Origin of the sequence: Bradyrhizobium sp. IC4060 (assembly GCF_020193715.1) — a bacterium.
Classification (GTDB): Bacteria; Pseudomonadota; Alphaproteobacteria; order Rhizobiales; family Xanthobacteraceae; genus Bradyrhizobium; species Bradyrhizobium yuanmingense.
On record NZ_JADYVJ010000001.1, the window covers coordinates 207,393 to 231,365 of the forward strand.

28 protein-coding genes are annotated in these 23,973 nt (G+C 64.6%); 14 read left to right on the top strand and 14 right to left on the bottom strand.

The window, feature by feature from the left end; genetic code table 11:
- Positions 1 to 59: 59 nt before the first annotated feature.
- Positions 60 to 278 carry a hypothetical protein gene (locus I6F16_RS00905; protein WP_225112821.1) on the top strand — a complete coding sequence of 73 codons (219 nt, stop codon included), beginning with the start codon at positions 60 to 62 and terminating at the stop codon, positions 276 to 278.
- Between the two features lie 21 nt (positions 279 to 299).
- On the opposite strand, the gene I6F16_RS00910 is transcribed toward I6F16_RS00905, so the two are convergent.
- A complete protein-coding gene (locus tag I6F16_RS00910; RefSeq protein ID WP_035999576.1) occupies positions 300 to 1,583 on the bottom strand; it encodes a hypothetical protein in 1,284 nt (427 codons plus the stop codon).
- A gap of 114 nt (positions 1,584 to 1,697) precedes the next feature.
- Between I6F16_RS00910 and I6F16_RS00915 the strand changes: the two genes are divergently transcribed.
- On the top strand, positions 1,698 to 1,925 hold the full coding sequence (locus tag I6F16_RS00915) for a DUF2171 domain-containing protein (RefSeq protein WP_025036201.1): 228 nt from the start codon (positions 1,698 to 1,700) through the stop codon (positions 1,923 to 1,925).
- A 282-nt stretch (positions 1,926 to 2,207) separates the two neighbouring features.
- Here the strand turns inward: I6F16_RS00915 and I6F16_RS00920 are convergent, their stop codons facing one another.
- Positions 2,208 to 2,399 carry a hypothetical protein gene (locus I6F16_RS00920; RefSeq protein WP_081494453.1) on the bottom strand — a complete coding sequence of 64 codons (192 nt, stop codon included), beginning with the start codon at positions 2,397 to 2,399 and terminating at the stop codon, positions 2,208 to 2,210.
- 163 nt (positions 2,400 to 2,562) lie between these two features.
- On the opposite strand from I6F16_RS00920, the gene I6F16_RS00925 reads away from it, so the two are divergent.
- Positions 2,563 to 2,724, top strand: a complete 162-nt coding sequence (locus I6F16_RS00925) for a hypothetical protein (protein ID WP_035999590.1) — start codon at positions 2,563 to 2,565, stop codon at positions 2,722 to 2,724.
- Between the two features lie 284 nt (positions 2,725 to 3,008).
- Here I6F16_RS00925 and I6F16_RS00930 read toward each other — a convergent pair whose 3' ends face one another.
- The 3 genes from I6F16_RS00930 to I6F16_RS00940 all read right to left on the bottom strand — a co-directional run bounded on the left by I6F16_RS00930 (position 3,009) and on the right by I6F16_RS00940 (position 4,492).
- Positions 3,009 to 3,770 carry a hypothetical protein gene (locus I6F16_RS00930; RefSeq protein WP_036028017.1) on the bottom strand — a complete coding sequence of 254 codons (762 nt, stop codon included), beginning with the start codon at positions 3,768 to 3,770 and terminating at the stop codon, positions 3,009 to 3,011.
- Between the two features lie 172 nt (positions 3,771 to 3,942).
- Entirely contained in the window at positions 3,943 to 4,179 is a 237-nt protein-coding gene (locus I6F16_RS00935) for a hypothetical protein (protein ID WP_225112820.1), read from the bottom strand.
- Positions 4,180 to 4,255: 76 nt separating this feature from the next.
- On the bottom strand, positions 4,256 to 4,492 hold the full coding sequence (locus tag I6F16_RS00940) for a hypothetical protein (protein WP_128261777.1): 237 nt from the start codon (positions 4,490 to 4,492) through the stop codon (positions 4,256 to 4,258).
- 264 nt (positions 4,493 to 4,756) lie between these two features.
- Between I6F16_RS00940 and I6F16_RS00945 the strand changes: the two genes are divergently transcribed.
- Positions 4,757 to 5,104: a DUF6481 family protein gene (locus I6F16_RS00945; protein ID WP_036027966.1), complete on the top strand. Its 348-nt coding sequence runs from the start codon at positions 4,757 to 4,759 to the stop codon at positions 5,102 to 5,104.
- Between the two features lie 120 nt (positions 5,105 to 5,224).
- On the opposite strand, the gene I6F16_RS00950 is transcribed toward I6F16_RS00945, so the two are convergent.
- The gene (locus tag I6F16_RS00950) at positions 5,225 to 5,470 is read right to left on the bottom strand and encodes a pentapeptide MXKDX repeat protein (RefSeq protein ID WP_225112819.1); all 246 of its coding nucleotides are present in this window, start codon (positions 5,468 to 5,470) and stop codon (positions 5,225 to 5,227) included.
- 327 nt (positions 5,471 to 5,797) lie between these two features.
- Between I6F16_RS00950 and dctP the strand changes: the two genes are divergently transcribed.
- The 3 genes from dctP to I6F16_RS00965 are packed head-to-tail and all read left to right on the top strand — an operon-like array spanning position 5,798 to position 8,726.
- Positions 5,798 to 6,820, top strand: coding sequence for a TRAP transporter substrate-binding protein DctP (dctP, locus tag I6F16_RS00955; protein WP_035999613.1), 1,023 nt, complete (start codon positions 5,798 to 5,800; stop codon positions 6,818 to 6,820).
- Positions 6,817 to 7,371 carry a TRAP transporter small permease gene (locus I6F16_RS00960; protein ID WP_035999618.1) on the top strand — a complete coding sequence of 185 codons (555 nt, stop codon included), beginning with the start codon at positions 6,817 to 6,819 and terminating at the stop codon, positions 7,369 to 7,371. Before dctP ends, I6F16_RS00960 begins: the two co-directional genes overlap by 4 nt.
- The gene (locus I6F16_RS00965; protein ID WP_057029144.1) at positions 7,368 to 8,726 is read left to right on the top strand and encodes a TRAP transporter large permease; all 1,359 of its coding nucleotides are present in this window, start codon (positions 7,368 to 7,370) and stop codon (positions 8,724 to 8,726) included. The genes I6F16_RS00960 and I6F16_RS00965 overlap by 4 nt, the downstream gene beginning before the upstream one ends.
- A 103-nt stretch (positions 8,727 to 8,829) precedes the next feature.
- On the opposite strand, the gene I6F16_RS00970 is transcribed toward I6F16_RS00965, so the two are convergent.
- Complete coding sequence (locus I6F16_RS00970) at positions 8,830 to 9,513, bottom strand: GntR family transcriptional regulator (protein WP_225113629.1); 684 nt, start codon at positions 9,511 to 9,513, stop codon at positions 8,830 to 8,832.
- A gap of 227 nt (positions 9,514 to 9,740) precedes the next feature.
- Here I6F16_RS00970 and I6F16_RS00975 point away from each other — a divergent pair, with 227 nt between their 5' ends.
- The 4 genes from I6F16_RS00975 (at position 9,741) to I6F16_RS00990 (ending at position 13,615) form a co-directional block, all read left to right on the top strand.
- On the top strand, positions 9,741 to 10,349 hold the full coding sequence (locus I6F16_RS00975) for a TRAP transporter small permease (RefSeq protein WP_035999731.1): 609 nt from the start codon (positions 9,741 to 9,743) through the stop codon (positions 10,347 to 10,349).
- On the top strand, positions 10,349 to 11,614 hold the full coding sequence (locus tag I6F16_RS00980) for a TRAP transporter large permease (protein ID WP_036027963.1): 1,266 nt from the start codon (positions 10,349 to 10,351) through the stop codon (positions 11,612 to 11,614). The genes I6F16_RS00975 and I6F16_RS00980 overlap by 1 nt, the downstream gene beginning before the upstream one ends.
- Positions 11,615 to 11,632: 18 nt before the next feature.
- The gene (locus I6F16_RS00985) at positions 11,633 to 12,616 is read left to right on the top strand and encodes a TRAP transporter substrate-binding protein (protein WP_225113628.1); all 984 of its coding nucleotides are present in this window, start codon (positions 11,633 to 11,635) and stop codon (positions 12,614 to 12,616) included.
- Between the two features lie 72 nt (positions 12,617 to 12,688).
- A complete protein-coding gene (locus I6F16_RS00990; RefSeq protein WP_057029142.1) occupies positions 12,689 to 13,615 on the top strand; it encodes a dihydrodipicolinate synthase family protein in 927 nt (308 codons plus the stop codon).
- 154 nt (positions 13,616 to 13,769) lie between these two features.
- Here the strand turns inward: I6F16_RS00990 and I6F16_RS00995 are convergent, their stop codons facing one another.
- From I6F16_RS00995 to I6F16_RS01010, 4 genes are read right to left on the bottom strand one after another with little or no spacing between them, the layout of a single operon-like run.
- Positions 13,770 to 14,681, bottom strand: coding sequence for a hydroxymethylglutaryl-CoA lyase (locus tag I6F16_RS00995; RefSeq protein WP_225113627.1), 912 nt, complete (start codon positions 14,679 to 14,681; stop codon positions 13,770 to 13,772).
- Position 14,682: 1 nt separating this feature from the next.
- Positions 14,683 to 16,686, bottom strand: coding sequence for an acetyl/propionyl/methylcrotonyl-CoA carboxylase subunit alpha (locus I6F16_RS01000; protein WP_225113626.1), 2,004 nt, complete (start codon positions 16,684 to 16,686; stop codon positions 14,683 to 14,685).
- Between the two features lie 4 nt (positions 16,687 to 16,690).
- Positions 16,691 to 18,295, bottom strand: coding sequence for a carboxyl transferase domain-containing protein (locus tag I6F16_RS01005; protein ID WP_225113625.1), 1,605 nt, complete (start codon positions 18,293 to 18,295; stop codon positions 16,691 to 16,693).
- Between the two features lie 24 nt (positions 18,296 to 18,319).
- Positions 18,320 to 19,492 carry an isovaleryl-CoA dehydrogenase gene (locus tag I6F16_RS01010; protein WP_225113624.1) on the bottom strand — a complete coding sequence of 391 codons (1,173 nt, stop codon included), beginning with the start codon at positions 19,490 to 19,492 and terminating at the stop codon, positions 18,320 to 18,322.
- A gap of 111 nt (positions 19,493 to 19,603) precedes the next feature.
- Here I6F16_RS01010 and I6F16_RS01015 point away from each other — a divergent pair, with 111 nt between their 5' ends.
- Positions 19,604 to 20,632, top strand: a complete 1,029-nt coding sequence (locus I6F16_RS01015) for an AraC family transcriptional regulator (RefSeq protein ID WP_036027957.1) — start codon at positions 19,604 to 19,606, stop codon at positions 20,630 to 20,632.
- A 45-nt stretch (positions 20,633 to 20,677) separates the two neighbouring features.
- Here I6F16_RS01015 and I6F16_RS01020 read toward each other — a convergent pair whose 3' ends face one another.
- Complete coding sequence (locus tag I6F16_RS01020) at positions 20,678 to 21,172, bottom strand: Lrp/AsnC family transcriptional regulator (RefSeq protein WP_035999653.1); 495 nt, start codon at positions 21,170 to 21,172, stop codon at positions 20,678 to 20,680.
- Between the two features lie 213 nt (positions 21,173 to 21,385).
- Positions 21,386 to 21,691: an ETC complex I subunit gene (locus I6F16_RS01025; protein WP_024337795.1), complete on the bottom strand. Its 306-nt coding sequence runs from the start codon at positions 21,689 to 21,691 to the stop codon at positions 21,386 to 21,388.
- Between the two features lie 253 nt (positions 21,692 to 21,944).
- Between I6F16_RS01025 and I6F16_RS01030 the strand changes: the two genes are divergently transcribed.
- Positions 21,945 to 23,117 (top strand): OpgC domain-containing protein, encoded by a 1,173-nt coding sequence (locus I6F16_RS01030; RefSeq protein ID WP_036027956.1) that lies wholly within the window; start codon positions 21,945 to 21,947, stop codon positions 23,115 to 23,117.
- Positions 23,118 to 23,129: 12 nt separating this feature from the next.
- Here the strand turns inward: I6F16_RS01030 and I6F16_RS01035 are convergent, their stop codons facing one another.
- The gene (locus I6F16_RS01035; protein ID WP_036027955.1) at positions 23,130 to 23,324 is read right to left on the bottom strand and encodes a hypothetical protein; all 195 of its coding nucleotides are present in this window, start codon (positions 23,322 to 23,324) and stop codon (positions 23,130 to 23,132) included.
- Positions 23,325 to 23,653: 329 nt separating this feature from the next.
- Between I6F16_RS01035 and I6F16_RS01040 the strand changes: the two genes are divergently transcribed.
- A complete protein-coding gene (locus I6F16_RS01040; protein WP_225113623.1) occupies positions 23,654 to 23,815 on the top strand; it encodes a hypothetical protein in 162 nt (53 codons plus the stop codon).
- Positions 23,816 to 23,973: the final 158 nt, after the last annotated feature.

The following is a 23,973-nucleotide window of genomic DNA, read 5'->3' on the forward strand; positions in this document are numbered from 1 at the left end:
AAGCGCCGGGTGAGACGCGCCCGATAGGTTTGGGAATGCAGCAATCCGAATTGACGAGAATGGCGATCGCATCTGCGGTCGCGGTCGTTGCGATCTCGTATTTGGCGGTCGACGCGGGCTTGGTGAGCACCAATGCGGTCACGAGGCCCATCAAGGTGGTCCAGGCCTCGATCCTTGGCGCCGCAACGGGACAACGTCAGCCTGCATTTGCAGTTGAGGACTGGGCGCGCCGCGGTCACGACAAGCCGCGACTCGAATATTGCCTGGCGGTCGACTGATCGACGCGCCCGCCCTCCGGTCTATCCACAGCCTGCCCGCTGATGACCCCGCCACCACCGCGCAATGGCCGCGGTGAGATCGTCCCACACCTCCGTCGGCAGGTCCGGCACCGCCACCCGGACGCTGTACTGGTCCGTCGTCGCGTCGTGAAACCACTCGGTCGCGGCGAAATCGAAGCCGAAGCTGCCGGCGTGGCGGATGGGAAAGCCCGCGCGGCGCAATTCGCAGCTCATGTCCTCGGCAGCCTGCCGTGCTGCCGCCTCGTCGAGCGCGCGCCTTCCGCGAAGAGTCACGTAGAGGCCGTGAGCGAAGCGAAGCTGAGCCGAGAGCGCCGGGATCTCGGCGGCAAAGCATCGCGCCGAGCTGCGGCCGTTGCGCAAGATCGCCGCCACGCGCCGCTTCGTCAGCGCCCAATACGCCGCGCTGCCCGCGAAGGGCGGGAAGTGGGCCGGCAATGCCGCGCCGCCGAGCAGCCGCACTGCGTTGCGCGTTTCGAACGCGAGACGTGACCATTCAGCGTCCCCTGCCCGCGGTGGACGCTCATGCCCGCGCACGAAGACGGCCGAGCCGAGGCGGCCATATTCCGCTCCGAGCGAATCGAGCTTGTTGTGGCTTCGCACCAGCACCAGCGCAATTCCGTGTCGCCTGGCCCACCCCACGACGCGCCTGATGCGGCCCGACCTGCCGGCGAAGCACGTCGTATCGAAAATCAGGAGATCGAGGCCCGAGCCGTCACAGCGCAGCACCGCCTCGATGGCGCCGGCGACGGAGCAGGAATCCAGCAGCAGGATCCGCGGCGAGCTCACCCGTGCAAGCGCATCGCCGAGCGGCAGCGGCAAGGGTTCGATCCGCAAATCCGGCATGAAGCTTCGGATCAGCTCCAGCGTCTCGCCATAGCAGCCTGGCAGCACCAGGATATCCGCCTTCGCGACGATCCGCGCGGAGGCGAGCAGCACCGCGGAGATCGCCGCCATCCCCGAGGCAGTGTAGATCGCCGTGCTCGTGCAGCCGCCGTCGAGCTCGTAGAACGACGGACCGCGTACCGTGAGATCGGCCCGCTGGTAGTCGTAACTGAACTCGAACGGCCCGCTGGCGGGATCGGCCGTGTGCGACCAGGCGGTCTCGGTCGCCTTCCACTCGTGTAATTCATGCTCCGCCCTGAGCGCGGCAGTGATCTGGAATTTGGACCTGACGACGTCATCGACGGAACGCGGCGACGCCAAATCGAGCGGGTTTCTCAGGCCGTCGTTCAACAGCCTGAGTTCCCAGTGCTTGCGTTCCAGATAGGCCCGAACGGTCTCCATCGCGCTTCTTGACAGATCCAATCAGGCGTCAACGTCCGGAAATCCCAACGGGTCCAACGTGCCTGCTGCAACGAACCGGCGCCTTCGCAGTTGAAGCCATGCAAGGAGGACAGCATGGCTGACATCAGAGAGCACATGAAGATCATCGGCAAGGACGGCGCACATGTCGGCACCGTCGATCGTCTCGAGGGCAACCGCATCAAGCTGACGCGCAAGGACAGCCCGGAAGGTCACAAGGACCATCATCACTACATCGACACGAAATATGTCGGCGCCGTCGAAGGCGACGTGGTCAAGCTGTCGGTGAATGCCGACGCCGTCCCGAAGACCGAAGCTGCGTAAAACACTGAGCCCCTGCGGGGGCTTTTTGTTTGTTCACGGTCCGACTCCGCTTCGTTCGCGAGTACGAATCGCGACTGCAATTCGATTGCGCGGAGCATTCGTTAACGATGACTTTCTGCGGAAGGTCGCTGCAATGCGATCGGATTTCAGCGCTGCGGATTGACCGGGAACGAATGCGCGATCCGCGCGTTGGATGACCGAACTGAGTGGTGCCGACCCGCCAGCCCCGGTCGGCTTTGAAGGACCCCGTGCTTGTCCCCCGAGCACGGGGTTTTTCTCATCTCAGCGCTCTCGGGCCAAAGGCCTGCGCCCGGCTCGATGCGAGGGGCCGGCTTGCTCATCGTGCAGATCGCGGGCGAGCTCGTGCCATGCCAGGGCCAGCTGGATCAGCCGTTGCCTGTCGGCACCCTCGGCCTCCGCGGCGCGCTTCATAGCGGCCTCGGCCTCATGTTGCGGATCGTACTCGGTGTACATGCGCAGACTCTAGCCGGCCATCTGGACGAGTGCGTGGCAATTTCGTCCGTATGATTGCGGGGTAACGACCAGCCTTCCTGCACCGGTCTGTGAACCACGTCACAGCCTGTCCGCGACATCTCCGCTAAACTACGTGTCCAGGCTTCATGGGTGATGTCCGGTCATGACACGCAAAGCAGCAACCGAAGTCATCGTCCCGAGGCAGCGACATCGCGCGGACCTGCTCGGCATCGCCTATCTCGGCACCATCGGCGTCGTCATGGTGGCCTGGATCGCGGGCCTGGTCTGGGCCTCGATCGCATTCTTCGATTGGCTCGTGTCCTGACCGACCAAGGCATTGGCCTGCCAGCTGATCGCCGTTTTAGAGCAGGTAGGGCAACGCCTGCGAGAGTTTAATTCCGCCGCAAACGATCATGGCCCAGAGCGCCACGCTGATCTGGATGGCATCCAGCATGCACCACATCCCCCGCGAATCATCCCGTCATTTTTCTTTGAAATTGACGTGAGGGGGCGACGAGCACCAGAGCCAATTCATAGCAACCGCCGGCGTGCAAAAGGATGAGGCGGGCCCGAAGCCCGCCTCCAATGGTCCGATCCTGCCTGCAAAACTCAATAGCAGGCGCGGGGATCGGCCTGCACATATTGGCCGTTCGGATAGCGGTAGTAGCAGGTGCCCTGCGCCCAGTAATAGCCGGGCTGGGACGCTGCGGTCGCGCCAGCAATCGCGCCCGTCGCGCCGCCAAGAACCGCGCCTGCGGCGGCCCCGGTTGCATTGCCCGAGATCAGTCCGCCCAGCAGGCCGCCGACGAGCGCGCCGCCGAGCGCGCTGGCGCCGGGATCGGCCGGCGGTGGCGGCGGCGGAGGTGGCGGCGCATAGGCCACCGGAGGCCGGGCGTAGACCACCGGCACGTCGTCGATATAGTCCTCTGAAATGTAGGCGGGCGGGCCGGCCATACGCTGCGGATAATAATACCAGACGCCGCCAACGTCCCACCACCAGCCGGATCGGCCATGGCGGACGTCGTGGCGCCAGCGTCCACCCTCCCAGGCAAGGTTGCCGCGATAGGTGTGCCCACCCCAATCACGTGTGGGAGCAGGACCGCGCGCGACGTGACGTCCGGGCGGCGGGCCCCCGGCGTTGTGACCCGCATGGGGCTGACCGCCGGGCTGCGCAGGCCTGGTCGCTTGCTGCGGCGGAGGGCCCTTGCGCATGGGCGGATTGGCCTGTGGCGGCGCGCCTGCTGCCGGCCCGGCCGGCGGTTGGACGACCTCTTGCCGGGACCTGGCCTCTTGCGCCTGCGCCGACAGCGCGAGCAGCGACGTGGCCGAAACCAAGGGAATGAAGATCTTCAGATGTTTGGACGCACTCATGCGTGCTCGCCCCCTGCTCTCATGGCCGTGAATCCCGGGCGCGATCGGCGAATCGCCGCGCGCCGGGCTGATGCCGGCCGAAATCACTGCCCTGCTTGATCGGCTAAGTCCCGTTACAAATGATTAAGATCAGGGCATTTTTTCGGCCCCATAGCCATGCTGTGGAGCGCGCCTAGCGAGCCGGCTCGATCACATTGCAATTGCTTCGCCCGGACATCAGACAATCCTGCATCTTGCTGGCTGCCGTCAGATCCCGGGCAAGCCACCAGCCGACGCCGAGGATCACGACCGCGATGATCAATCCTGCCAGCGCGCCGCGGCGGTCGCCGCCGGACGGAGGCTTGGGCTGACGGTTCGGTCGAGGATGGGGCTCCTCGCCCAGTTCGGATCTGGACTCTGGCTTCGACATGGCCGCCTGGTCACGCTGGCGCGCTGGCTTTACCACCTCTGCGGCGTCGCGTCACATCCAGATCGTCCGGCCCAATTCAGCCCCGGGTCTGCTGGATTGCATCCTTGCGCAAGGTTTCGACCGCCGGAATTGCCTCCTGAACGCGCGGTGCGCAGCTCGTGAGCACGAATGCGGTCTGGGTGCATTCCCAATCCGCTCCCAGGACCGCACTTTCAACCGGCTGCGGACGAGCCAGCAGCAGCGCGGCGCCGGCCACGCCTGCCAGGGCGACGGCAATCGCGAGCGCCTTCAGGCTTGGTCTTGAGATCGTCATGCCCGTGCTCCGTCTCGTACGGGGCGGACGCTAGGCGTCGCCCATGTGCTCCCTTATGAGGGACATCACAATTCGGCAGTTTTTTCGGGCTACGAGAGATCGTCGGGGGGCGATTTTTCGTTGACCTGATCGGCTGCGATTATGGGTGGCTTCGCGACGCGCGCCGATGTACACGCTTCTGCGTCGCGTGGCGCCTGCTATGCCCAGCCGACTTACCAACAGGCACCGATGTAGGATCGAAAGCGAGGAAGACAAGGCTCGTCGATGAGTGGATTCAGGGAACCCGGCTTTGCAGACCGGCAAAAGGCGGCGCAGGACGCCCGCAAAAATCTTTTGAACAAGTTCAAGTCGCAGCCGGGGCCGGATGATCCCGCGGTGGCGGCGAAGCGCGCCGAGCGTGAGGCCCTCGCGGCCAAGCGCGCCGAGGCAAAGGCCGCGCGCGAGGCCGAAAAGGCTGAGCAGAAGCGCCTCGAGGAAGAGGCCAAGGCAGCCGAAGCTGCGCGGATCGCGCGGGAAGCCGAGGAAGCCGCCGAGAAGCAGGCTGCGCTCGAGGCCGAGCAGAAGGCCAAGCGCGATGCGCGCTACGCCGCCCGCAAGGCTAAGCGCAAGTAAAACGCGCTGGTCACGTTCAATTGAACTTGAACTGAGCCATCATTCCGGCGGCCTCAAATGCCGCCGGAATTCGAGAGGACGCGGCCCGCCCAAGGGGCGTTGCGCGATGACGACCCGGGATCAGTTCTTCTTCATCATCCCGTCGTCCTTTTTCATGCCGTCCTTCGACATGTGATCCTTCTTCATGCCGTCGTCCTTGGACATGTGGTCCTTCTTCATCATGCCGTCCTTGGACATCGTGTCCTTTTTCATCATGCCATCATCCTTGCCCATCTTGTCCTGAGCAAAGGCGGCCGGCGCAAACGCGAGGCTTAGCGAGAGAGCGGCAGCCGAGACGCCGAGCACGATGCGGGTGCGAATGGTCATGGTTCATCTTCCTTCGTGATTTGTTTGTCAGCGACGGACGCCGCTATCCTGTCTCGACGGATAGCCGTGTGGCGTTGTTACGCTGACCATCGATAAATTTCTGCGGCCAGCCGCCCTCGTTGATTGGCGAGCCCGCATGGATCGGATGTGCTGCAGCGCAGCACAACCGGCACTTGCCGCGGCACTCTGTCTCGAACTATCAGATGAAAGACCATCGGATGGAGACCGGCTTGGATTGGCCCCGCGGTCGCGAAGAACCCAGTTCAAATCACCTCTGCCAAAAACACTCCGAGAAACGCCCAAAGAAACGCCCAAGGGGATTACATCATGTTCACGCGCCGCCATCTGCTCGCGACCGCCGTCGCGGCACCTGCCATTCTCCGCTTCGGCACCGGCACCGCGCAGGCCGCGACCACGCTGAAGATCTCGCATCAGTTCCCAGGCGGCACTATCGACAAGGGCGATTTCCGCGACCGGCTGTGCCGCATGTTCGCCGCCGAAGTGAATAAGCGCAGCAATGGCGACATTGCCGCCGAGATCTATCCGAACTCCTCGCTGATCAAGACCAACGCGCAGTTCTCCGCCATGCGCAAGGGTGCGCTCGACATCAGCCTCTATCCGATGCCCTATGCCGGCGGCGAAGTGCCGGAGACCAATATCGGCCTGATGCCGGGCCTCGTGACCAACTACGACCAGGGTCTGCGCTGGAAGAAGGAGCCCGTCGGCAAGGCGCTGACCGACTTCCTGGCCGACAAGGGCATCATCCTGCTCACCTGGGTCTGGCAGGCCGGCGGCGTTGCTAGCCGTTCCAAGCCGATCGTCGCCCCGGAGGACGCCAAGGGCCTCAAGGTGCGCGGCGGCTCGCGCGAGATGGACATGGTGCTGCAGACCGCCGGCGCCTCGGTGTTGTCGGTCCCGTCGAACGAGATCTACGCGGCGATGCAGACCGGCGCCTGCGATGCCGGCATCACCTCCTCGACGAGCCTGATCTCGTTCCGCCTCGAAGAGGTCGCGAAGTCGCTGACCTCGGGCGCGGGCGCCTCCTATTGGTTCATGCTCGAGCCGCTGATGATGTCGAAGGCGATCTTCGACAAGCTGCCGAAGAACCATCAGGACATCCTGCTCGCGGTCGGCACCGAGCTCGAAGCCTTCGGCCGCAAGGGCGCGCAGGATGACGACGTCGAGGTCGCCAAGGTCTATGAGAAGGCCGGGGCCAAGGTCTCTGCGCTCGACGCCGCCACCGTCGGAAAATGGCGCGACATCGCCCGCGACACCGCGTGGAAGGACTACAGCGCCAAGACCGCAACCGCCGCAAACCTGCTCAAGCTCGCCATCGACGTCGCAGCATGAGCCACGGTCCGCTTCCGGATCGTGACGACCGGACGAGCGTCGCCGCGGGGACCGGCCCTGCGGCAGCGATCGATCGCGGTCTCGCCGTCCTCAACAGCATCATCGTCGTGTTCGCCGCGATCGCTCTGGTCGCGGCCTGCGCAATCCTGAGCTACAGCGTGCTCAGTCGCGCCTTATACAAGGCGGCCAATTACTGGCAGGACGAGGCCGCCGTATTCCTCCTGGTCGGCGCGACCTTCATGACGGCGGCCTATGTGCAGCAGAACCGCGGTCATATCGGCATCGAGGCCTTCGTCGGCCTGCTCTCGCCATTCGCGAACCAGGTCCGGCTCTGGCTGGTCGATGCCGCCACGTTCCTGTTCTGCGCCTTCTTCACCTGGAAGTCGTGGACACTGGCGCACGAAGCCTATGTCGACGGCCAGGTCTCCAACTCGATGTGGTCGCCGCCGCTCGCCATCCCCTACTCGCTGATGGCGCTCGGGATGAGCCTGCTCTGCCTCCAGATCCTCGTGCAGCTTGCGCTGCCCTTCACCGGAGCCAAGCGGCCATGAGCGTTTTCGGTATCGGCGTCGCCTACGGCATCGTGACGCTGCTCGTGATGTTCTCGGGCATGCCCATTGCGTTCGCGCTCGGCGCGGTCGCGGTGGTGTTCATGGCCATCTTCATGCCCTCGGCCTCGCTCGATACGGTGACGCAGAACGTCTACGAGGAGATGGCCTCGATCACGCTGTTGTCGATCCCGCTCTTCATCCTGAAGGGCGCGGCGATCGGCAAGTCCCGCGCCGGCCAGGATCTCTATCTGGCGCTGCATGCCTGGCTGCACCGCGTGCCCGGCGGCCTCGGCGTTGCCAACGTGTTCGCCTGCGCGCTGTTCGCGGCGATGGCGGGGTCTTCGCCGGCAACTTGCTCGGCGATCGGCTCGGCCGGGATCCCCGAGATGCGCAAGCGCGGCTATTCCGGCGGCTTCGCCGCCGGCATCATCGCAGCGGGGGGCACGCTCGGCATCCTGCTGCCGCCCTCGATCACGATGATCCTGTTCGCGGTCGCCGCCGAGAAGTCGCTCGGCCGCCTGTTCCTCGCCGGCATCGGTCCCGGCCTGCTGTTGGTCTTCCTATTCGGCGCCTATGCCGTCGTTCGCTTCCGCCAGGAATATGCCGCCGCCGAGGTGGCTTACAAGAACGGCGAACCGGAGGCTCCGATCTTGCATCGTGACGAGTACACGCTCGCCGAACGCTTCAGCGTGCTGCCGCGCGTGATCCCCTTCGTGCTGCTGCTCACCGGCGTCATGGTCGCGCTCTATGGCGGCTATGCCACGCCGTCGGAGACCGCCGGCCTCGGCGGCCTCCTGGCGCTGGCGCTGATCGCTGCAATTTACAGCGTATGGCGGCCGAGCGACCTCGCGCCGATCATGAAGTCGACGATCCGGGAATCGACCATGCTGATGATGATCATCGGCATGTCGCTGCTCTATTCCTACGTGATGAGCTATCTGCACATCTCGCAATCGGTCGCCGAATCCATCGTCGCGATGCATCTGCCGCGCTGGGAGCTGCTGTTCGCGATCCTCGTCATGGTCGTGGTGCTCGGCTTCTTCCTGCCGCCGGTCTCGATCATCCTGATGACGGCACCGATCATCCTGCCGCCGCTCCGCGCCGCCAATTTCGACATCATCTGGTTCGGCGTCGTCATGACCATCGTGATGGAGATGGGGCTGATCCACCCGCCGGTCGGCCTCAACATCTTCGTCATCCGCAACGTCGCGCCCGATATTCCCCTGCGCGAGGTGATCTGGGGTACGCTGCCCTTCGTGCTCTTGATGATGCTTGCAGTGCTGCTGCTGTGCCTGGTGCCGGGGATTTCGACCTGGCTGCCGGACCTCGTGATGGGGCCGGACGGGAGCAGGTAGAAGCGATCGCCGGCCTGTAGGGTGGATTAGCCGAAGGCGTAATCCACGTCTTCTGTCGCAGCGGAGACGAACAGCGGTGGGTTACGCCTTCGGCTAACCCACCCTACGATTTCTCCTTCCGCCGCGACTTCGGCGCGTTCGCCACCACCTGCAGCAGGTCCTTGCGCACGGCCTCGATGTGCCGCTCCAGGAAGCGGCAAGCCTCCTCTACTTTCTGCGCACGACAGAGCGCGATCAGATGGGCGTGCTCCTTCTCGGCAATGCCCATCGACTTGGTGTTGGAGAGTTGTAGCCGCGTATAGCGGTCGCTGGTCTGCAGCAGCGACAGCACGATCGCGCGCGTGCGCGGCTGCGGGGCGTGGACGTAGAGCGCCATGTGGAAGTCGGCATTGAGCTGGCCCCACTCACTGACGTTGCGCGCCTTGATCGCCTTCTCGAAGCTCCGGTGGATGTCGTCGAGCCCGTCGAAATCCTGCGCGGTGAAGCGCGGCGCCGACTGCGCCAGCAGCCGCGGCTCCAGGATACGGCGGAGGTCGAACACGTCGTTGATCTCGTCCAACGACAGCTCCGAGACGATGGCGCCCTTCTGCGGCACGATGCGCACCAAGCCTTCCGCCTCGAGCTGGAACAGCGCCTCGCGCACCGGGATGCGGCTGACGCCATAGGCTTCGCCCAGCGCGTCCTGGCGCAGCTGCGATCCGGCCGGATAGGTGCCGTCGAGGATCGCCTGGCGGAGCTGGTCGACGATCGCAGCCGACAGGGTGCGATGCTTCAGAGGCTGTTTCATCTGATCGTCCGATGTCCTTCCCGACTCGCGCGGCCGACGCGGTCCCTGTCTTGCATGTCGAGCTGCCCGGCAAAAGCCGGGGCGCCGCATAGTGCCCAGCAAACGCGCGCCCTGCCGCCGAAATGACCGCAAACTCCGTTTGACTCCCAAAATGTATAAATTATACATTTGGCAATCGCACGACAAATCTTCAGGGGGTTGGGGCCTCTTTCATGATCGAGCAGACCATGCCGGCCACGCGCGCACTCAGCCTCCGACGCATGATCGTCCGGATGTCGAGTGCCCTGCTGGCCTGCGAGCGGCTCGCGCTGATGGGCCTGATGTACCTGCTCACCGGCCTGATCCTGGTGAACGTCGTCACCCGCTACTCGCATTTCCCGATCTACTGGATCGATGAATCCGCCGTCTATTGCGTGGTCTGGCTGACCTTCATCGGGGCATCCGCGATGACGCGGCTGAGGCTCGATTTCGCCGTGACCATGCTGACGGAGCGACTTTCCGGTCAGCACCAGAAATTTGCAAAAGTGATCTCGACCGGCCTCGTCGTGGTGTTCGGCGTAGCCCTGATCGTCACCTGCGTGCTCTGGATGGACCCGGTGGGCCTCGCCCGCGCCGGCTTCGACGGGCGTAAGCTCGCCGCCGAGACCTTCAACTTCCTCTACACCGAGCGCACGCAGACGCTGAACTGGCCGACCTGGGTGCTCTATCTGACGCTGCCGATCTTCGCGGTGTCGATGACCGTACATGGTCTCGCCAACCTGCTGGAAGATCTCGAGCTGGTCCCGCGCACGCCGCCGAAGGGCTTCCAGCTCTCCGAGCTCGACGGGGTCAATTGATGATCACGTCAGCAGCCTTCATGGCCTTCATGCTGGTCGGCGTACCGATTGGCCTCTGTCTCTGCCTCGCCGGCCTCGTCTACATCGCCGCCTCGGGCAACCCGGTGCTGTTCCAATCCTATCCGCTGCAGCTGTTCGGCGGCGTCGACAGCTACGGCCTGATCGCGATCCCGCTCTTCATCCTGATCGGCGAGATCATGAATGGCGGCGGCATCACGCGGCGCATCGTCGACATGGCGATGGCCTTCGTCGGCTCGCTCAAGGGTGGGCTCGCCTACGTCAACATCCTCGCCAACATGTTCATCTCGTCCATCCTGGGATCGGCGACCGCGCAGGTCGCGATCATGGCGCAGATCATGGTCCCCGAGATGGAGAAGAAGGGCTACGACAAGACCTTCGCGGCCGGCCTGACCGCCTATGGCGGCATGCTCGGCCCGATCATCCCACCCTCGGTGATGTTCGTGGTCTACAGCGTGCTGGCGCAGGTCTCGGTCAGCGACATGCTGATCGCCGGCATCGTCCCGGGCGTCATTCTCACCGTGATGTTCTGCCTCGTCATCGCGCTGATGGGCTACATCTACAACTATCCGCGCGCGGACTACCAGACGCCGCGCCAGCGCGTGATGACGATCCTGCGGACCTCGCCGACGCTGCTGATCCCGATCGTCATTGTCGGCACTATTCTCGGCGGCCTCGCCAACGCCACGGAATCCGCGGCCGTCGGCGCCGTGGCCGCGGCCCTGGTCGGAAAGTTCTGGACCAAGGAGTTCAAGTTCTCGCAGCTGCCGCAGATGATGCTGCGCAGCGCGATCTACTCGGCGATCGTGCTGTTCCTGGTCGCAGCCGCCGCGGTGTTCTCCTGGGTGCTGATCTTCGGCAAGGTGCCGCAGGAGACAGCCGCCTGGATCCAGACCGTCGCCAAGGACCCGGTCAGCTTCATGCTGATCTGCAACGTCATCCTGCTGCTGATCGGCACTGTCATCGACGGCATTCCCGGCTTGATCATGACGGTGCCGATCCTGCTGCCGGTCGCAACCGAGATCTATCACATCGACCCCCGGCAATTCGGCGTCGTCGTGGTGATCAACCTCGTGCTCGGCCTTTTGTCGCCGCCGGTCGGGCTTTGCTTCTTCGTCGCGGCCGCCGTCACCGGCGCCAAGCCCGGCAGGATGTTCATGGTGACGCTGCCCTTCTTCGTCATCGCCTGCATCCTCCTGGTGCTGCTCTCGCTGTACCCATCGCTCTCGCTGATCCTCGTCAAATAGGCCCAAAGGAGTCCCACGATGCCGCTTTCACGCCGCCACTTTCTCGCCGCCAGTGCCGCCGCCTCGGTGTTCACCCCGTCGCTGGCGCTCGCCCAGGCCAAGGAATTCCGTCTCGGCCTGATCACGCCGAACGGCCATTCCTGGAACAAGGCCGCGCTCAAATTCGGTGACGAGCTCAAGGCCGCCACCAACGGCCGCCTGACCTTGACCGTCTTCCACGCCGGCCAGCTCGGCAACGAGACCGCGATGATGCAGCAATTGCAGTCCGGCGCGCTCGACATGGGCTTCATCCAGGCCGCCGAGCTCGGCTCGCGCGTGCCGCACATCGCCGCGATCAACGCGCCTTACATCGTGCGCTCGACGCCGGCGGTGGCAAAGTTCGTGCGGCATCCGGCGGCGGTGAAGTTGTTCGAGGTGCTGCCGCAGGAGACCGGCACGATCGGGCTCGGCTGGGGCATCACTGGAATGCGCGCGGTGTTCTCCTCCAAGGACCTGAATTCGCTCGCCGACATCAAGGGCATGAAGCTGCGCATCAACCCGACGCCGGTCTATCGCGACTTCTATTCCTCGCTCGGCGCGGCGCCGACGCCGATCCCGACGCCGCAAGTGTTCGACGCCATGGCCAACGGCCAAGTCGATGGTCTCGAGGCCGATCTCGAATTCTCCTGGAACCAGCGTTTCGACAAGGTGTCGAAGGTGATCCTGCAGATGAACGCCGTCTTCATGCCGATGGCCGCGGTCGTCTCCGGCCGCGTCTGGCAATCGCTGCCCGCCGCCGACCGCGAGCTGATCACGAAAACGATCAAGACGACGCTGGACGCGCAGATCGACGAGCTCGCCGGCAACGAGCCCACGCTGATCGAGAATTTCAAGAAAGCACCGATCCCGATCCGCCAGGTCGACGCCAAGGACACCGAGGCCGTCATCGCCGAGTTCGACAAGATCTGGCTGCCCAAGGCCCCCGTCCTCGCCGAGCTGCGCAAGGTCGGCGCGACGCTCTGATCCCGTTCCCACCCCTTTCACAAGAGCCGGCGGCTCCAGCCCCCCGCCGGCATATACACCTGGAGTCAAACCATGAGCCGCCGCGTTGCCTGGGAAGGCGTCTTCCCGGCCGTCACCACCCAATTCCACGACGATCTCTCGCTCGACATCGACGCGACCGCCAAGGTCATGGACGGATTGATCCGCGACGGCGTCTCCGGCCTGATCGTCTGCGGCTCGGTCGGCGAGAACACCTCGCTCGAGCGCAAGGAGAAGGTCGCGATCATGGAAGCGGCGAAGTCGGTCGCGAAGGGCCGCGTGCCCGTGCTGTGCGGCATCGCCGAATTCACCACCGCGTTTGCGGTGGAGACCGCGCAGGAAGCCGCACGCGTCGGCATCGACGGCGTCATGGTGATGCCGGCGCTGGTCTATTCCTCCAAGCCGCACGAGACCGCCGCGCATTTCCGCGCCGTTGCCTCCGCGACTGACCTTCCCGTGATGCTCTACAACAACCCGCCGATCTACAAGAACGACGTTACGCCCGATATCCTGGCCTCGCTCGCCGACGTCGAGACCGTGGTCTGCTTCAAGGATTCCTCCGGCGACACCAGGCGCTTCATCGACACCCGCAACATGGTCGGCGATCGCTTCGTGCTGTTCGCAGGTCTCGACGACGTCATCGTCGAGAGCGTCGCGATGGGCGCCGTCGGCTGGGTCTCCGGCATGTCCAACGCCTTCCCGCGCGAGGGCGAGACGCTGTTCCGCCTCGCCAAGGCAGGGCGCTTCGCCGAGGCGATGCCGCTCTACGAATGGTTCATGCCGCTCCTGCATCTCGATGCCCGCCCGGACCTCGTCCAGTGCATCAAGCTGTGCGAGCACATCATGGGCCGCGGCACCGCCCTGACCCGCCCGCCCCGCCTGGCACTGCTGCCGCAGGAAAAGGCCGAGGTCGAGGCCCTGATGGCCAAGGCGCTGAAGAACCGCCCGCGCCTGCCGGATGTCGGGCTGAAGGCGGCTTGAGGGAAAAGTTTCGTAGGGTGGGTTAGTCCTACGGCTGCGCAAAGCGCAGTCGCACGGCGTAACCCACCACTTTCGTCTCCGCGGATACCAAAGAGGTGGGTTACGCCGAGTGATTGCGCCTCGCGCAATCACAGGGCTAACCCACCCTACGAAGCTACGTCGTCGCCCGCTTCTTCTTCGCGTTCAGCGCGGACGCCACGCGGCTCACAGGCGGCTTGCCGAGCACGCCGCTCATCTCGTTCGTCGCCGCCAGCAGCTTCTCCATATCGACACCTGTCGTGATCCCCATGCCTTCGAGCATGTAGACGACGTCTTCCGTTGCGACGTTCCCCGTCGCGCCCGGCGCGTAGGGACAGCCGCCGAGCCCGCCGGCAGCGGCGTCGATGACGTGGACGCCCTCCTCCAGGCCCGCATAGAGGTTGGCGAGCGCCTGGCCGTAAGTGTCGTGGAAATGCATCGCGAGCCTGGCTGCGGGAATGTTGGCGGCCACCGCGCGCAGCATCTCCTTGGCCTTGGCTGGCGTGCCGACACCGATGGTGTCGCCGAGCGAGATCTCGTAACAACCCAGCTCGAACAGCGTGCGCGCAAGATCCGCGACCGCCTTCGGCTTGATCTCGCCATCGAACGGACAGCCCAGCACGCAGGAGATATAGCCGCGCACCGGCACACCGTCGGCCTTGGCGCGTGCCAGCACCGGCCTGAACCGCTCGATCGACTCCGCAATCGTGCAGTTGATGTTCGCCCGGGAAAACCCCTCGGAGGCCGCCGCGAACACGGAGACCACTTTCGCGCCCGCGGCACGCGCGGCGTCATAGCCTTTCTCGTTCGGCACCAGCACGTGGAATTCGGCGCCCTTCACATGCGCGACGCCGCGCAGCACGGCATCCGAGCTTGCCATCTGCGGGATGGCCTTGGGCGAGACGAAGGCGCCGACCTCCACGGTATCCAGCCCGGCCGCCACGAGCGCCTCGATGAAGGCGATGCGCGCCTCGACGCCGACGGGGGTCTTCTCGTTCTGGAGGCCGTCGCGTGGCCCCATTTCGATGATGCAGACAGGATCGCTCATCTCATTCCCCTGCAGGTTCGACCAGAGCGAGCTCGACGCCCTCCTGCACGATATCGCCGACCTTGCACTTGATGGATTTCAGCACGCCGGCATAGGGCGCGCGCAGCGTCTGCTCCATCTTCATCACTTCGAGCGTGAGGATCGGCGCGCCCTTCTCCAGCTTGGCCCCCTCCTCGGCCAGCACGGCAACCACCGTGCCCGGCAAGGGCGCTGCGATCTTGTCCTCGCCGACATGCTCCTCGCTCTCGCCGCCGAACGGATCGACCCAGTGCAGGTCGAAGCGGCCGTTGCGCGTGCGCAGGTACAGCTCATGGCTGTCGATGACCGCTGCGACTGACGACTTGACTCCGTCGAGCGTCAGGTCGAACCCTCCGTCCTTCGCCGCGATCGTGAACGCCAGCTCGCGCTCGCCGATCATCAGCGTCGACGGTCCGCTGCCGTAATTCAGCGAGATCTTCTGCTCCGGACCATGGCCGACACGGAACGCAAAGCTGCGTTGGCGGCGACCGACCGGCTGCCAGCCAAAGGTCTGCCAGGGCGAATTCGCTTCCGCTTGCGCCGTCTGTTGCTCCACGTTGACGATTGCGGCGACTGCGGCGCAGAGCTCGAGCTCTCCGGGCGCTGGCGCCGCTGATGTCAGCACCGCCAGCTCGCGCTCGATGAAGCCGGTGTCGATCGCATTCGCCCGCACCTTCGGGTGCGTCATCAGCGCCGACAGGAACGGGATGTTGGTGACGATGCCGCGGACGTCGGACTCCTCCAGCCCGCGGTTCAGCCGCTCGATCGCGACGTCCCGCGTCGGCGCCCACGCGATCACCTTGGCGAGCATGGCGTCATAATACGGCGAGACCGTATCGCCCTCGCGATAGCCGGCGTCGATGCGGAGGCCCCCGGTCTCCGCCGGCAACCGCCAGGTCGAGATCCTGCCGACCGACGGCATGAAATTCTTGGTCGGGTTCTCGGCGTAGACGCGCGCCTCGACGGCATGGCCGTTGAGCCTGATCTCATCCTGCTTGAGCGGCAGCGCCTCGCCGAAGGCAACGCGCAGCTGCCACTCGACCAGGTCGATGCCGGTGATCAGCTCGGTGACGGGATGCTCGACCTGCAGGCGCGTATTCATCTCGATGAAGAACACGTCCTTGCCGTCGGAGACGAACTCGATGGTGCCGGCACCGACATAGTTCACCGCGCCCGCCGCTTTTCGCGCGGCGGCGCAGACGGTTTCGCGCTGCGCAGCATTGAGCGTCGGTGATGGCGCCTCCTCGATCACCTTCTGATGCCGGCGCTGGAGCGTGCATTCGCGCTCGAACAGCGAGAGCAGATTGCCATGGCTGTCGCCGATGATCTGCACCTCGATATGCCGGGGATTGTCGACGTACTTCTCGATCAACATGCGGTCGTCGCCGAAGGCGGCCTTCGCCTCGCGCTTGGCGCTGACGATCGCCGGCGCCAACTCATCGGCGGACCGCACGATGCGCATGCCGCGCCCGCCGCCACCGGCGGAGGCCTTCACCAGCACGGGAAAGCCGATCTTGTCCGCCGCCTTGGCGAGCGTCGCCTCGTCCTGGGCCTCGCCGTGATAGCCTGATACCAGCGGCACGCCGGCCTTCTCCATCAGCTCTTTCGAGCCGGATTTCGAGCCCATTGCCGTCATCATCCCGGCGGTCGGCCCGACGAAGACGAGGCCGGCGTCATAACAAGCCTGCGCGAACTCGGCATTCTCGGAGAGGAAGCCGTAGCCGGGATGCACGGCCTCCGCTCCGGTCTTGCGCGCGGCCTCGATCAAGCGCTCGATATTGAGATAGCTGTCGCGGGCGCGGGCGGGCCCGAGCAATACGGCCTCATCGGCGAGCGCGACATGCATCGCCTCGCGATCGGCCTCGGAATAGATCGCGACCGTGCGCAGGCCCATCGCACGGGCGGTGCGGATAACGCGGCAGGCGATCTCGCCGCGGTTGGCGATCAGGAGCGTGCGGAAACGCCGGTAGAGTTTTGAGCGGTCCATCACATCACATCCTGAACAGGCCGAATTTCGTCGGCTCGAGCGGCGCATTCGATGCCGCCGAGAGGCCAAGGCCGAGCACGAGACGCGTGTCGGCCGGATCGATCACGCCGTCGTCCCACAGACGCGCGGTCGCGTAGTACGGGTGGCCCTGGCTCTCATATTGCGCGCGAATGGGCTCGCGGAACTTGTCTTCCTCTTCCCTGGACCAGCTGTCGCCCTTGGCCTCGATATTATCGCGTCGGACCTGGCTCAGCACCATCGAGGCCTGCTCGCCGCCCATCACCGAGATGCGCGCGTTCGGCCACATCCAGAGGAAGCGCGGCGCGTAGGCACGGCCGCACATGCCATAATTGCCGGCGCCGTAGGAGCCGCCGATCACGACGGTGAATTTCGGCACCGACGCCGTCGCAACCGCCGTGACGAGCTTGGCGCCGTCGCGCGCGATGCCGCCCGCCTCGTACTTCTTGCCGACCATGAAACCGGTGATGTTCTGCAGGAATACCAGGGGAATGCCGCGCTGACAGCACAGCTCGATGAAATGCGCACCCTTCAGCGAACTCTCGCTGAAGAGAATGCCGTTGTTGGCGATGATGCCGACCGGATAGCCCCAGATATGGGCGAATCCGCACACCAGCGTCGTGCCATAGAGTTTCTTGAACTCGTCGAACTCCGAGCCGTCGACGATGCGCGCGATGATATCGCGCACGTCGAACGGCTTGCGGCCGTCGACCGGCACCACGCCGTAGATTTCCTCCGCCGCGAACAGCGGATCGCGCGGCTTATGCATGTTCAGGTTCGGCCGCACGGAAGGCTTGAGCGTGCCGACGATACGCCGGGCGATGCCGATCGCATGCGCATCGTTCTGGGCGTAGTGATCGGTCACGCCGGACTGCCGCGAATGCACGTCGGCGCCGCCGAGCTCCTCCGCACTGACGACCTCGCCGGTCGCGGCCTTCACCAGTGGCGGGCCGCCGAGGAAGATGGTGCCCTGGTTGCGCACGATGATGCTCTCGTCCGACATCGCCGGCACATAGGCACCGCCGGCGGTGCAGGAGCCCATCACGATCGCGATCTGCGGAATGCCCTGCGACGACATCTGCGCCTGATTGTAGAAGATGCGGCCGAAGTGCCGCTCGTCCGGAAAGATCTCGTCCTGCAGCGGCAGGAAGGCGCCGCCGGAATCCACCATGTAGACGCAGGGCAGATTGTTCTGCCGCGCAATGTCCTGCGCGCGCAGATGCTTCTTCACCGTCATCGGGTAGTAGGTGCCGCCCTTGATGGTGGCATCGTTGGCGACGATCACGCATTCGCGGCCCGAGATGCGCCCAACGCCAGTGACGACGCTGGCCGAATGCACGTCACCGCCATAGAGGCCATAGGCTGCGAGCGGCGACAGCTCCAGGAACGAGGTGCCGGGATCGACCAACAGGTCGACCCGCTCACGCGCCAGCATCTTGCCGCGCGCGGTGTGGCGCTTGCGCGAGGCTTCGCCGCCGCCGCCGGCGACTTGGGCAAGCTTTTCGCGCAAATCGACGACGAGGCCGCGCATGGCCTCGGAATTGCGCGCAAAATCTGATGACGACCGATCGATGCTGGAATGGAGCGGCATGGTGATTCCAATGAGGTGAAGGACTTAAGCCGTCTCGGCCATCAGCTCGCGGCCGATCAGCATGCGGCGCACCTCCGAGGTGCCCGCGCCGATCTCGTAGAGCTTTGCATCGCGCCACAGGCGCCCGACCGGGAATTCGGAGGTATAGCCGACCCCGCCCAGCGCCTGGATTGCTTCGCCCGCCATCCACGTTGCCTTCTCCGCGGAATAGAGGATCGCGGCAGCCGCGTCCTTGCGCAGGGTGCGCGCGTGGTCGGCGTGGTCGCAGGCGCGGCCCACCGCATAGACATAGGCGCGCGTGGCCTGCCAGGTCGCATACATGTCGGCGAGCTTGCCCTGCATCAGCTGGAAGTCGCCGATCGGCTGGCCGAACTGCTTGCGTTCATGCATGTAGGGCACCACCGCATCCATGCAGGCCGCCATGATGCCGAGCGGGCCACCCGAGAGCACCGCGCGCTCGTAATCGAGGCCGGACATCAGCACCTTGACGCCCTCGCCCACCTTGCCCATCACATTCTCCTCCGGCACCTCGCAATCGTCGAAGAACAGCGGATAGGTGTTGGAGCCGCGCATGCCGAGCTTGTCGAGATGCTGGCCATGGGTGAAGCCCTTGAAGCCCTTCTCGATCAGGAACGCGGTCATGCCGCGCGGGCCGGCCTCCGGATCGGTCTTGGCATAGACCACCAGCACGTCGGCATCGCCGCCGTTTGTGATCCACATCTTGGAGCCGTTGAGCACGTAGCGGTCGCCGCGCTTGTCGGCGCGCAGCTTCATCGAGACCACGTCGGAGCCGGCGCCCGGCTCGGACATCGCGAGCGCACCGACGTATTCGCCTGAGATCAGCTTCGGCAGATAACGCTGCCGCTGCGCGTCATTGCCGTTGCGGCGGATCTGGTTGACGCAAAGATTGGAATGGGCGCCGTAGGACAGGGCCACAGCCGCCGAACCGCGCGAGATTTCCTCCATGGCGACGATATGGGCGAGATAGCCCATATTGGAGCCGCCATATTGCTCCGGCGCGGTCATGCCGAGCAGGCCGAGGTCGCCGAAGCGCTTCCAGAGGTCTGCGGGGAAAAGATTAGCCTTTTCGATCTCGGCGGCACGCGGGGTGATCTCCGCCTCCACGAACGAACGAACGGTGTCGCGCAGCAGGCTGATGTCTTCGCCCAGATCGAAATCGATGCTCGGGATGTTCAAGGCGAGTCCTCCGTATTTTGGGCTCCGAAACTAGCCCGGTCCCGGCCCTCTTGCAGTCGAAAAGGTTGCATTTTCCGCCAAACTTGGCGAGGATTTCCGAAAGGAATTCCGATGCCTTTTCAAGCCGCCACCGCGATTCCGCGCCGCGCCGTCACGCCCGCCGCCTTCGTCCGCGGCGTGGTGGCCGCGTACGAGCATTACGGCCGCGATCCCGCCGAAGCCTTGAGCCGGGGTCAGGTCGCGCCGGAGCTTGTGAATTCTCCTGATGGGCGTGTGACCGCGGCCCAGTTCGAAGCGCTGGCGGGCCATGCCATGCGCGAGCTCGATGACGAGGCGCTTGGCTGGTTCTCGCGCCGGCTGCCATGGGGCACCTACGGCATGCTGTGCCGGGCCTCGATCACCGCACCGACGCTGGAGGTCGCGCTCAAGCGCTGGTGCCGGCATCACCGCTTGGTCACAGAGGATGTGCTGCTCGATCTCGAGGTTGGCGAAGAGACCGCCGTCGTGTCGATCCGTCAGCTCCGTGACCTCGGGCCCTTCCGCGAGTTCTGCCTCGTCACGCTGTTCCGCTACGTCCTCGGCTTCTCATGCTGGGCTGTCGACTCCCAGATCGCGCTCCGCGCGGCTGAGTTTCCTTACTCAGAGCCCGGCCACGTCTCGGTCTATCCGACCATCTTTTGCCGGAACGTCCGCTTCGACGCGGACCGCGCGGCCATCGTCTTCGACAAGCACTATCTGTCGCTACCGCTGACGCGCAGCGCGGCCGATCTCGACAACATGCTCAAGGGCGCGCTCCGGCTCACCGTGCTGCCGTACCGGCGCGACCGCCTGCTGGTCGAGCGCGTCCGCCGCGTGCTGCGAGAAGCGCGCGGACGGGTCCTCGGCGCCGAGGACGTCGCGCGCGAGCTTGCGCTCTCCACCCGCACGATGCATCGCCGTCTGCGCGAGGAGTCCACCTCGCTGCGCGATCTCAAGGAGGAGACGAAATTCGAGCTGGCCAAACAGGAGCTGATGCGCGGCCGCACGCCGATCAAGCGCATCGCCGAGATCGCCGGCTTCCGCAACGAGAAGAGCTTTTCGCGGGCCTTCCGAAACTGGACCGGCACCTCCCCGCGCGAGTTTCGGGGGCGGTATCGCTGAGGCGCTTTTCTGAGAATCAGACTTGATCGTGGAATATTCGGAGCCCTACCCCGCCGGCACTGCCACCGCGACCTCCTGCAATGGCAGCGGCACGTCCTTGGCGACCCCGAGCACGGGGAAGCTGCGCACGTTCTTGACGTTAGGCATCGCGGCGAAATGCAAGAGCTGCTGCCGCATACTCTCGACACTCGGGGCCACGCATTTGAGCAGATAGTCGGTGTCGCCGGAAATCCGCCAGCATTGCTGGATGCGCGGGATTGCGGCGATCGAGCTCTCGAACGCCTCCAGCACCGGCTGGGCCTGGCTGCCGAGCTGGATCGAGACGAACGACACCACCTCGTAGCCGAGCAGCCGCTCGTCGATCACGGCGCGAACCGCCCGGATCACGCCGCGGCTGAACAGCGACTTCAGCCGCCGCAGGCAGTTCGGCGCGGAAACGCCGACGCGCAGCGCCAGCTCGTTGTTGCGAACCCGCCCGTCCTGCTGCAGTTCGGATAGGATTTTCAGATCGACGCCGTCGAGCTGGTCACGCCCCGCCATCCCCCACCTCGTCCTGGTCGTGTCATGCGAGGCAGCGAAGCACGGGGCGGAATTGGTGCCAAGGGTTCTCAGGCGCGGGCGACCAGCCGCTCCCTTCTTCATGGCCGGGCTCGTCCCGGCCATCCACGTTCTTCGTCTACCGCCAAAAACGTGGATGCCCGGGACAAGCCCGGGCATGACGGCACTTTGGATGCTTCGGGTGAGAATGGCCCCTCAATGCGTCCAGGGTTCGCCGCGGCGGAACGAGAAATTGTCGGCATAGGCAACCGGCCGGCGGATCGACTCCTTGGGCTCGATCACCTGGTAGGCGATGCCCTTGCGCTCGCAATAGGCGATCGCCTCTTCCTTGCTGTGGAAGCGCAGCGTTATTTGCTGCTTCATGTCGGCCGACGAGGTCCAGCCCATCAGCGGCTCGACCGAGCGCGGCTGCTCCGGCTCGTAATCGAGCTGCCATTCCCTGGTCTTGGACCGGCCGGATTGCATCGCGTTTTTGGCGGGCTTGAAAATGCGTGCGGTCATGACTGGTCCGGGCCTCTTGGTCTTTCCGTTCGATTTCGATGCGTCACGGTGGCAGTTGGTGGAAATCTCGGGGATAGTATAGAGAAGCCGGTTGGGAACTGATCCTGATTCCGGGCCCGGCAACCCTCGCCAACGGTATAGTCATTATGCTGCACCGTGACAATTGCGTACCCGCGTTTCATCCTGGGACCCCGTTTGGCGGCCCGGTTTCATCGATCTCCGTGCTTCTGTCCTCTCTGAAAGCTCCCGACGCATGGCCTTCCTGAACGTCAGCGCCACACTTCCCGACAAGGGTCGCGACCTCCGGCTCGACCTGTTTCGCGGTGTCGCAAACTGGGCGATCTTTCTCGACCATATCCCCGACAACGTCGTGAACTGGATCACGACCCGCAACTACGGCTTTTCCGACGCGGCCGACCTGTTCGTCTTCATCTCCGGCTACACCGCCTCCTTCGTCTATGCACGGATGATGCTGGACCGCGGCTTCATCGTCGGTGCCACGCGGCTGACCAAGCGGGTCTGGCAGCTCTATGTCGCCCACATCATCCTGTTCGTGATCTACATCGCATCAATCAGCTATCTCGCGCTGCGCTTCGGCGATTCCGAGATGATCAACGAGTTCAACGTCGCCGGCCTCGTCGACAACGCCACCGAGACGCTGCGCCAGGGCCTGTTCCTGCGCTTCAAGCCGCTCAACCTCGACGTGCTGCCGCTTTACATCGTGCTGATGGGCCTGTTTCCGCCGGTGCTGTGGTTTATGCTGCGCAAGCCCGATTTGACGATGATCCTGTCGATCGTGCTGTGGCTCGCCGCGCGCCATTACGGCTGGAACCTGAACGCCTATCCGGCCGGCCAGTGGTACTTCAACCCCTATTGCTGGCAGGTGCTGTTCGTGTTCGGCGCCTGGTGCTCGATGGGCGGCGCGCGGCGCTCGGCAACGCTGATCAATTCGCCTGTTACGCTGTGGGTCTGCCTCGGTTATCTCCTGTTCGCGCTGGTCATGACCATGGCCGGCCGTTTCCCCACCTTCGGCGGCATGTTCCCGGAATGGCTGTTCTCGGCCTTCAACCCCAATGACAAGACCAACCTCGCACCGTATCGCTTCCTCCACTTCGTGGTGATCGTGATCCTGGTGATCCGCTTCGTGCCGAAGGAGTGGCCGGGGCTGGAGTGGAAGGTGTTCGACCCCTTGATCGTCTGTGGCCAGCAGTCGCTCGCCGTGTTCTGCGTCGGCGTGTTCCTGTCCTTCGTCGGTCATTTCGAGCTGTCGATGAGCTCAGGGTCGCTGCTCGCGCAGATCTTCGTCAGCGTCGCCGGCATCGCGATCATGACGACGGTGGCTTATTACATCTCGTGGTCGAAGAAGCAGGACAAGCCGCTGAAGCCGCCGCCGGCCAAGCCGGCTGCGGAAGCGAAGGCGGCCTGAGAGAGGCGGCAGTTAGGCCGCCTCTTCGCCGTCGAACTCGGTGAACTTCTTGTAGATCCAGTCGCGGCCGTCATGGCGGCGCCAGACCTTGCCGAGCACGAACTGCCCGTTGATGGAGCGGCGCGGCACGATCACCGTCCAGAGGTGCCAGATCTCGGTCCAGTTTGACTGCGGACCGATGGTCCCGATGTTGCGGTCAATAGACATGGCAGAACTCGCTGGCGCAGAACTTAGGCTGATCCGCGCGCCGCGACGAACAGTCATCTGTGGTGGCACAGAGTGGACAGCCCACCGCGAGCCGGGACCGATCTGATAGCAGCCAGCCAAACGGCCGCAACAGCCGCTCGCCTTTAACCTTGCCGATCAACCTTACTTCTTGGGATGGAGCGGCGCGTTTGGTTGAAAGCCCGCGCCGGTTTTTCTAGAATGCCCGTGATTTGAGGACGAGCGCGCCGTTTCGGCGCAGGGCGATTTTAAGACTGAACTTTGCAGACGATCGGACGTTTGGAAGCAAGTGGATTGCTGGGGGGACGACAATGATGAAATTGCAATGTGCGCGTCTGCGCCTCGCGTTGCGCGTGATCCCGCCCGCGCCAATCGTGAGCATGGCGTCGCAACGGCCGCCGCAAGCCGCCAACGACAATCAGATGGCCTGGCCGTACGTGCCATTTCCGCCCGGCTGGTACGCCTCGAACTGACGAGCGCGCCGGGCAAAGCGCAACGCCGCACAAGCGGAACATTCATCGCTTGGCGGCGTCCGTTTAGGCATTGGGCGCTGAAATCCCCAACACGGATTTGTCTATCGCGACGGGCGAAGGTTCGATGAGGCTTTGCTGATTTCCAGGCGAAGCGGAGG

What these genes read in the sequence shown, in the direction of transcription:
- I6F16_RS00905 (WP_225112821.1), top strand. Translation starts at nt 60, where the DNA reads ATGGCGATCGCATCTGCGGTCGCGGTCGTTGCGATCTCGTATTTGGCG.
- I6F16_RS00910 (WP_035999576.1), bottom strand. Translation starts at nt 1,583, where the DNA reads ATGGAGACCGTTCGGGCCTATCTGGAACGCAAGCACTGGGAACTCAGG.
- I6F16_RS00915 (WP_025036201.1), top strand. Translation starts at nt 1,698, where the DNA reads ATGGCTGACATCAGAGAGCACATGAAGATCATCGGCAAGGACGGCGCA.
- I6F16_RS00920 (WP_081494453.1), bottom strand. Translation starts at nt 2,399, where the DNA reads ATGTACACCGAGTACGATCCGCAACATGAGGCCGAGGCCGCTATGAAG.
- I6F16_RS00925 (WP_035999590.1), top strand. Translation starts at nt 2,563, where the DNA reads ATGACACGCAAAGCAGCAACCGAAGTCATCGTCCCGAGGCAGCGACAT.
- I6F16_RS00930 (WP_036028017.1), bottom strand. Translation starts at nt 3,770, where the DNA reads ATGAGTGCGTCCAAACATCTGAAGATCTTCATTCCCTTGGTTTCGGCC.
- I6F16_RS00935 (WP_225112820.1), bottom strand. Translation starts at nt 4,179, where the DNA reads ATGTCGAAGCCAGAGTCCAGATCCGAACTGGGCGAGGAGCCCCATCCT.
- I6F16_RS00940 (WP_128261777.1), bottom strand. Translation starts at nt 4,492, where the DNA reads ATGACGATCTCAAGACCAAGCCTGAAGGCGCTCGCGATTGCCGTCGCC.
- I6F16_RS00945 (WP_036027966.1), top strand. Translation starts at nt 4,757, where the DNA reads ATGAGTGGATTCAGGGAACCCGGCTTTGCAGACCGGCAAAAGGCGGCG.
- I6F16_RS00950 (WP_225112819.1), bottom strand. Translation starts at nt 5,470, where the DNA reads ATGACCATTCGCACCCGCATCGTGCTCGGCGTCTCGGCTGCCGCTCTC.
- dctP (WP_035999613.1), top strand. Translation starts at nt 5,798, where the DNA reads ATGTTCACGCGCCGCCATCTGCTCGCGACCGCCGTCGCGGCACCTGCC.
- I6F16_RS00960 (WP_035999618.1), top strand. Translation starts at nt 6,817, where the DNA reads ATGAGCCACGGTCCGCTTCCGGATCGTGACGACCGGACGAGCGTCGCC.
- I6F16_RS00965 (WP_057029144.1), top strand. Translation starts at nt 7,368, where the DNA reads ATGAGCGTTTTCGGTATCGGCGTCGCCTACGGCATCGTGACGCTGCTC.
- I6F16_RS00970 (WP_225113629.1), bottom strand. Translation starts at nt 9,513, where the DNA reads ATGAAACAGCCTCTGAAGCATCGCACCCTGTCGGCTGCGATCGTCGAC.
- I6F16_RS00975 (WP_035999731.1), top strand. Translation starts at nt 9,741, where the DNA reads ATGCCGGCCACGCGCGCACTCAGCCTCCGACGCATGATCGTCCGGATG.
- I6F16_RS00980 (WP_036027963.1), top strand. Translation starts at nt 10,349, where the DNA reads ATGATCACGTCAGCAGCCTTCATGGCCTTCATGCTGGTCGGCGTACCG.
- I6F16_RS00985 (WP_225113628.1), top strand. Translation starts at nt 11,633, where the DNA reads ATGCCGCTTTCACGCCGCCACTTTCTCGCCGCCAGTGCCGCCGCCTCG.
- I6F16_RS00990 (WP_057029142.1), top strand. Translation starts at nt 12,689, where the DNA reads ATGAGCCGCCGCGTTGCCTGGGAAGGCGTCTTCCCGGCCGTCACCACC.
- I6F16_RS00995 (WP_225113627.1), bottom strand. Translation starts at nt 14,681, where the DNA reads ATGAGCGATCCTGTCTGCATCATCGAAATGGGGCCACGCGACGGCCTC.
- I6F16_RS01000 (WP_225113626.1), bottom strand. Translation starts at nt 16,686, where the DNA reads ATGGACCGCTCAAAACTCTACCGGCGTTTCCGCACGCTCCTGATCGCC.
- I6F16_RS01005 (WP_225113625.1), bottom strand. Translation starts at nt 18,295, where the DNA reads ATGCCGCTCCATTCCAGCATCGATCGGTCGTCATCAGATTTTGCGCGC.
- I6F16_RS01015 (WP_036027957.1), top strand. Translation starts at nt 19,604, where the DNA reads ATGCCTTTTCAAGCCGCCACCGCGATTCCGCGCCGCGCCGTCACGCCC.
- I6F16_RS01020 (WP_035999653.1), bottom strand. Translation starts at nt 21,172, where the DNA reads ATGGCGGGGCGTGACCAGCTCGACGGCGTCGATCTGAAAATCCTATCC.
- I6F16_RS01025 (WP_024337795.1), bottom strand. Translation starts at nt 21,691, where the DNA reads ATGACCGCACGCATTTTCAAGCCCGCCAAAAACGCGATGCAATCCGGC.
- I6F16_RS01030 (WP_036027956.1), top strand. Translation starts at nt 21,945, where the DNA reads ATGGCCTTCCTGAACGTCAGCGCCACACTTCCCGACAAGGGTCGCGAC.
- I6F16_RS01035 (WP_036027955.1), bottom strand. Translation starts at nt 23,324, where the DNA reads ATGTCTATTGACCGCAACATCGGGACCATCGGTCCGCAGTCAAACTGG.
- I6F16_RS01040 (WP_225113623.1), top strand. Translation starts at nt 23,654, where the DNA reads ATGATGAAATTGCAATGTGCGCGTCTGCGCCTCGCGTTGCGCGTGATC.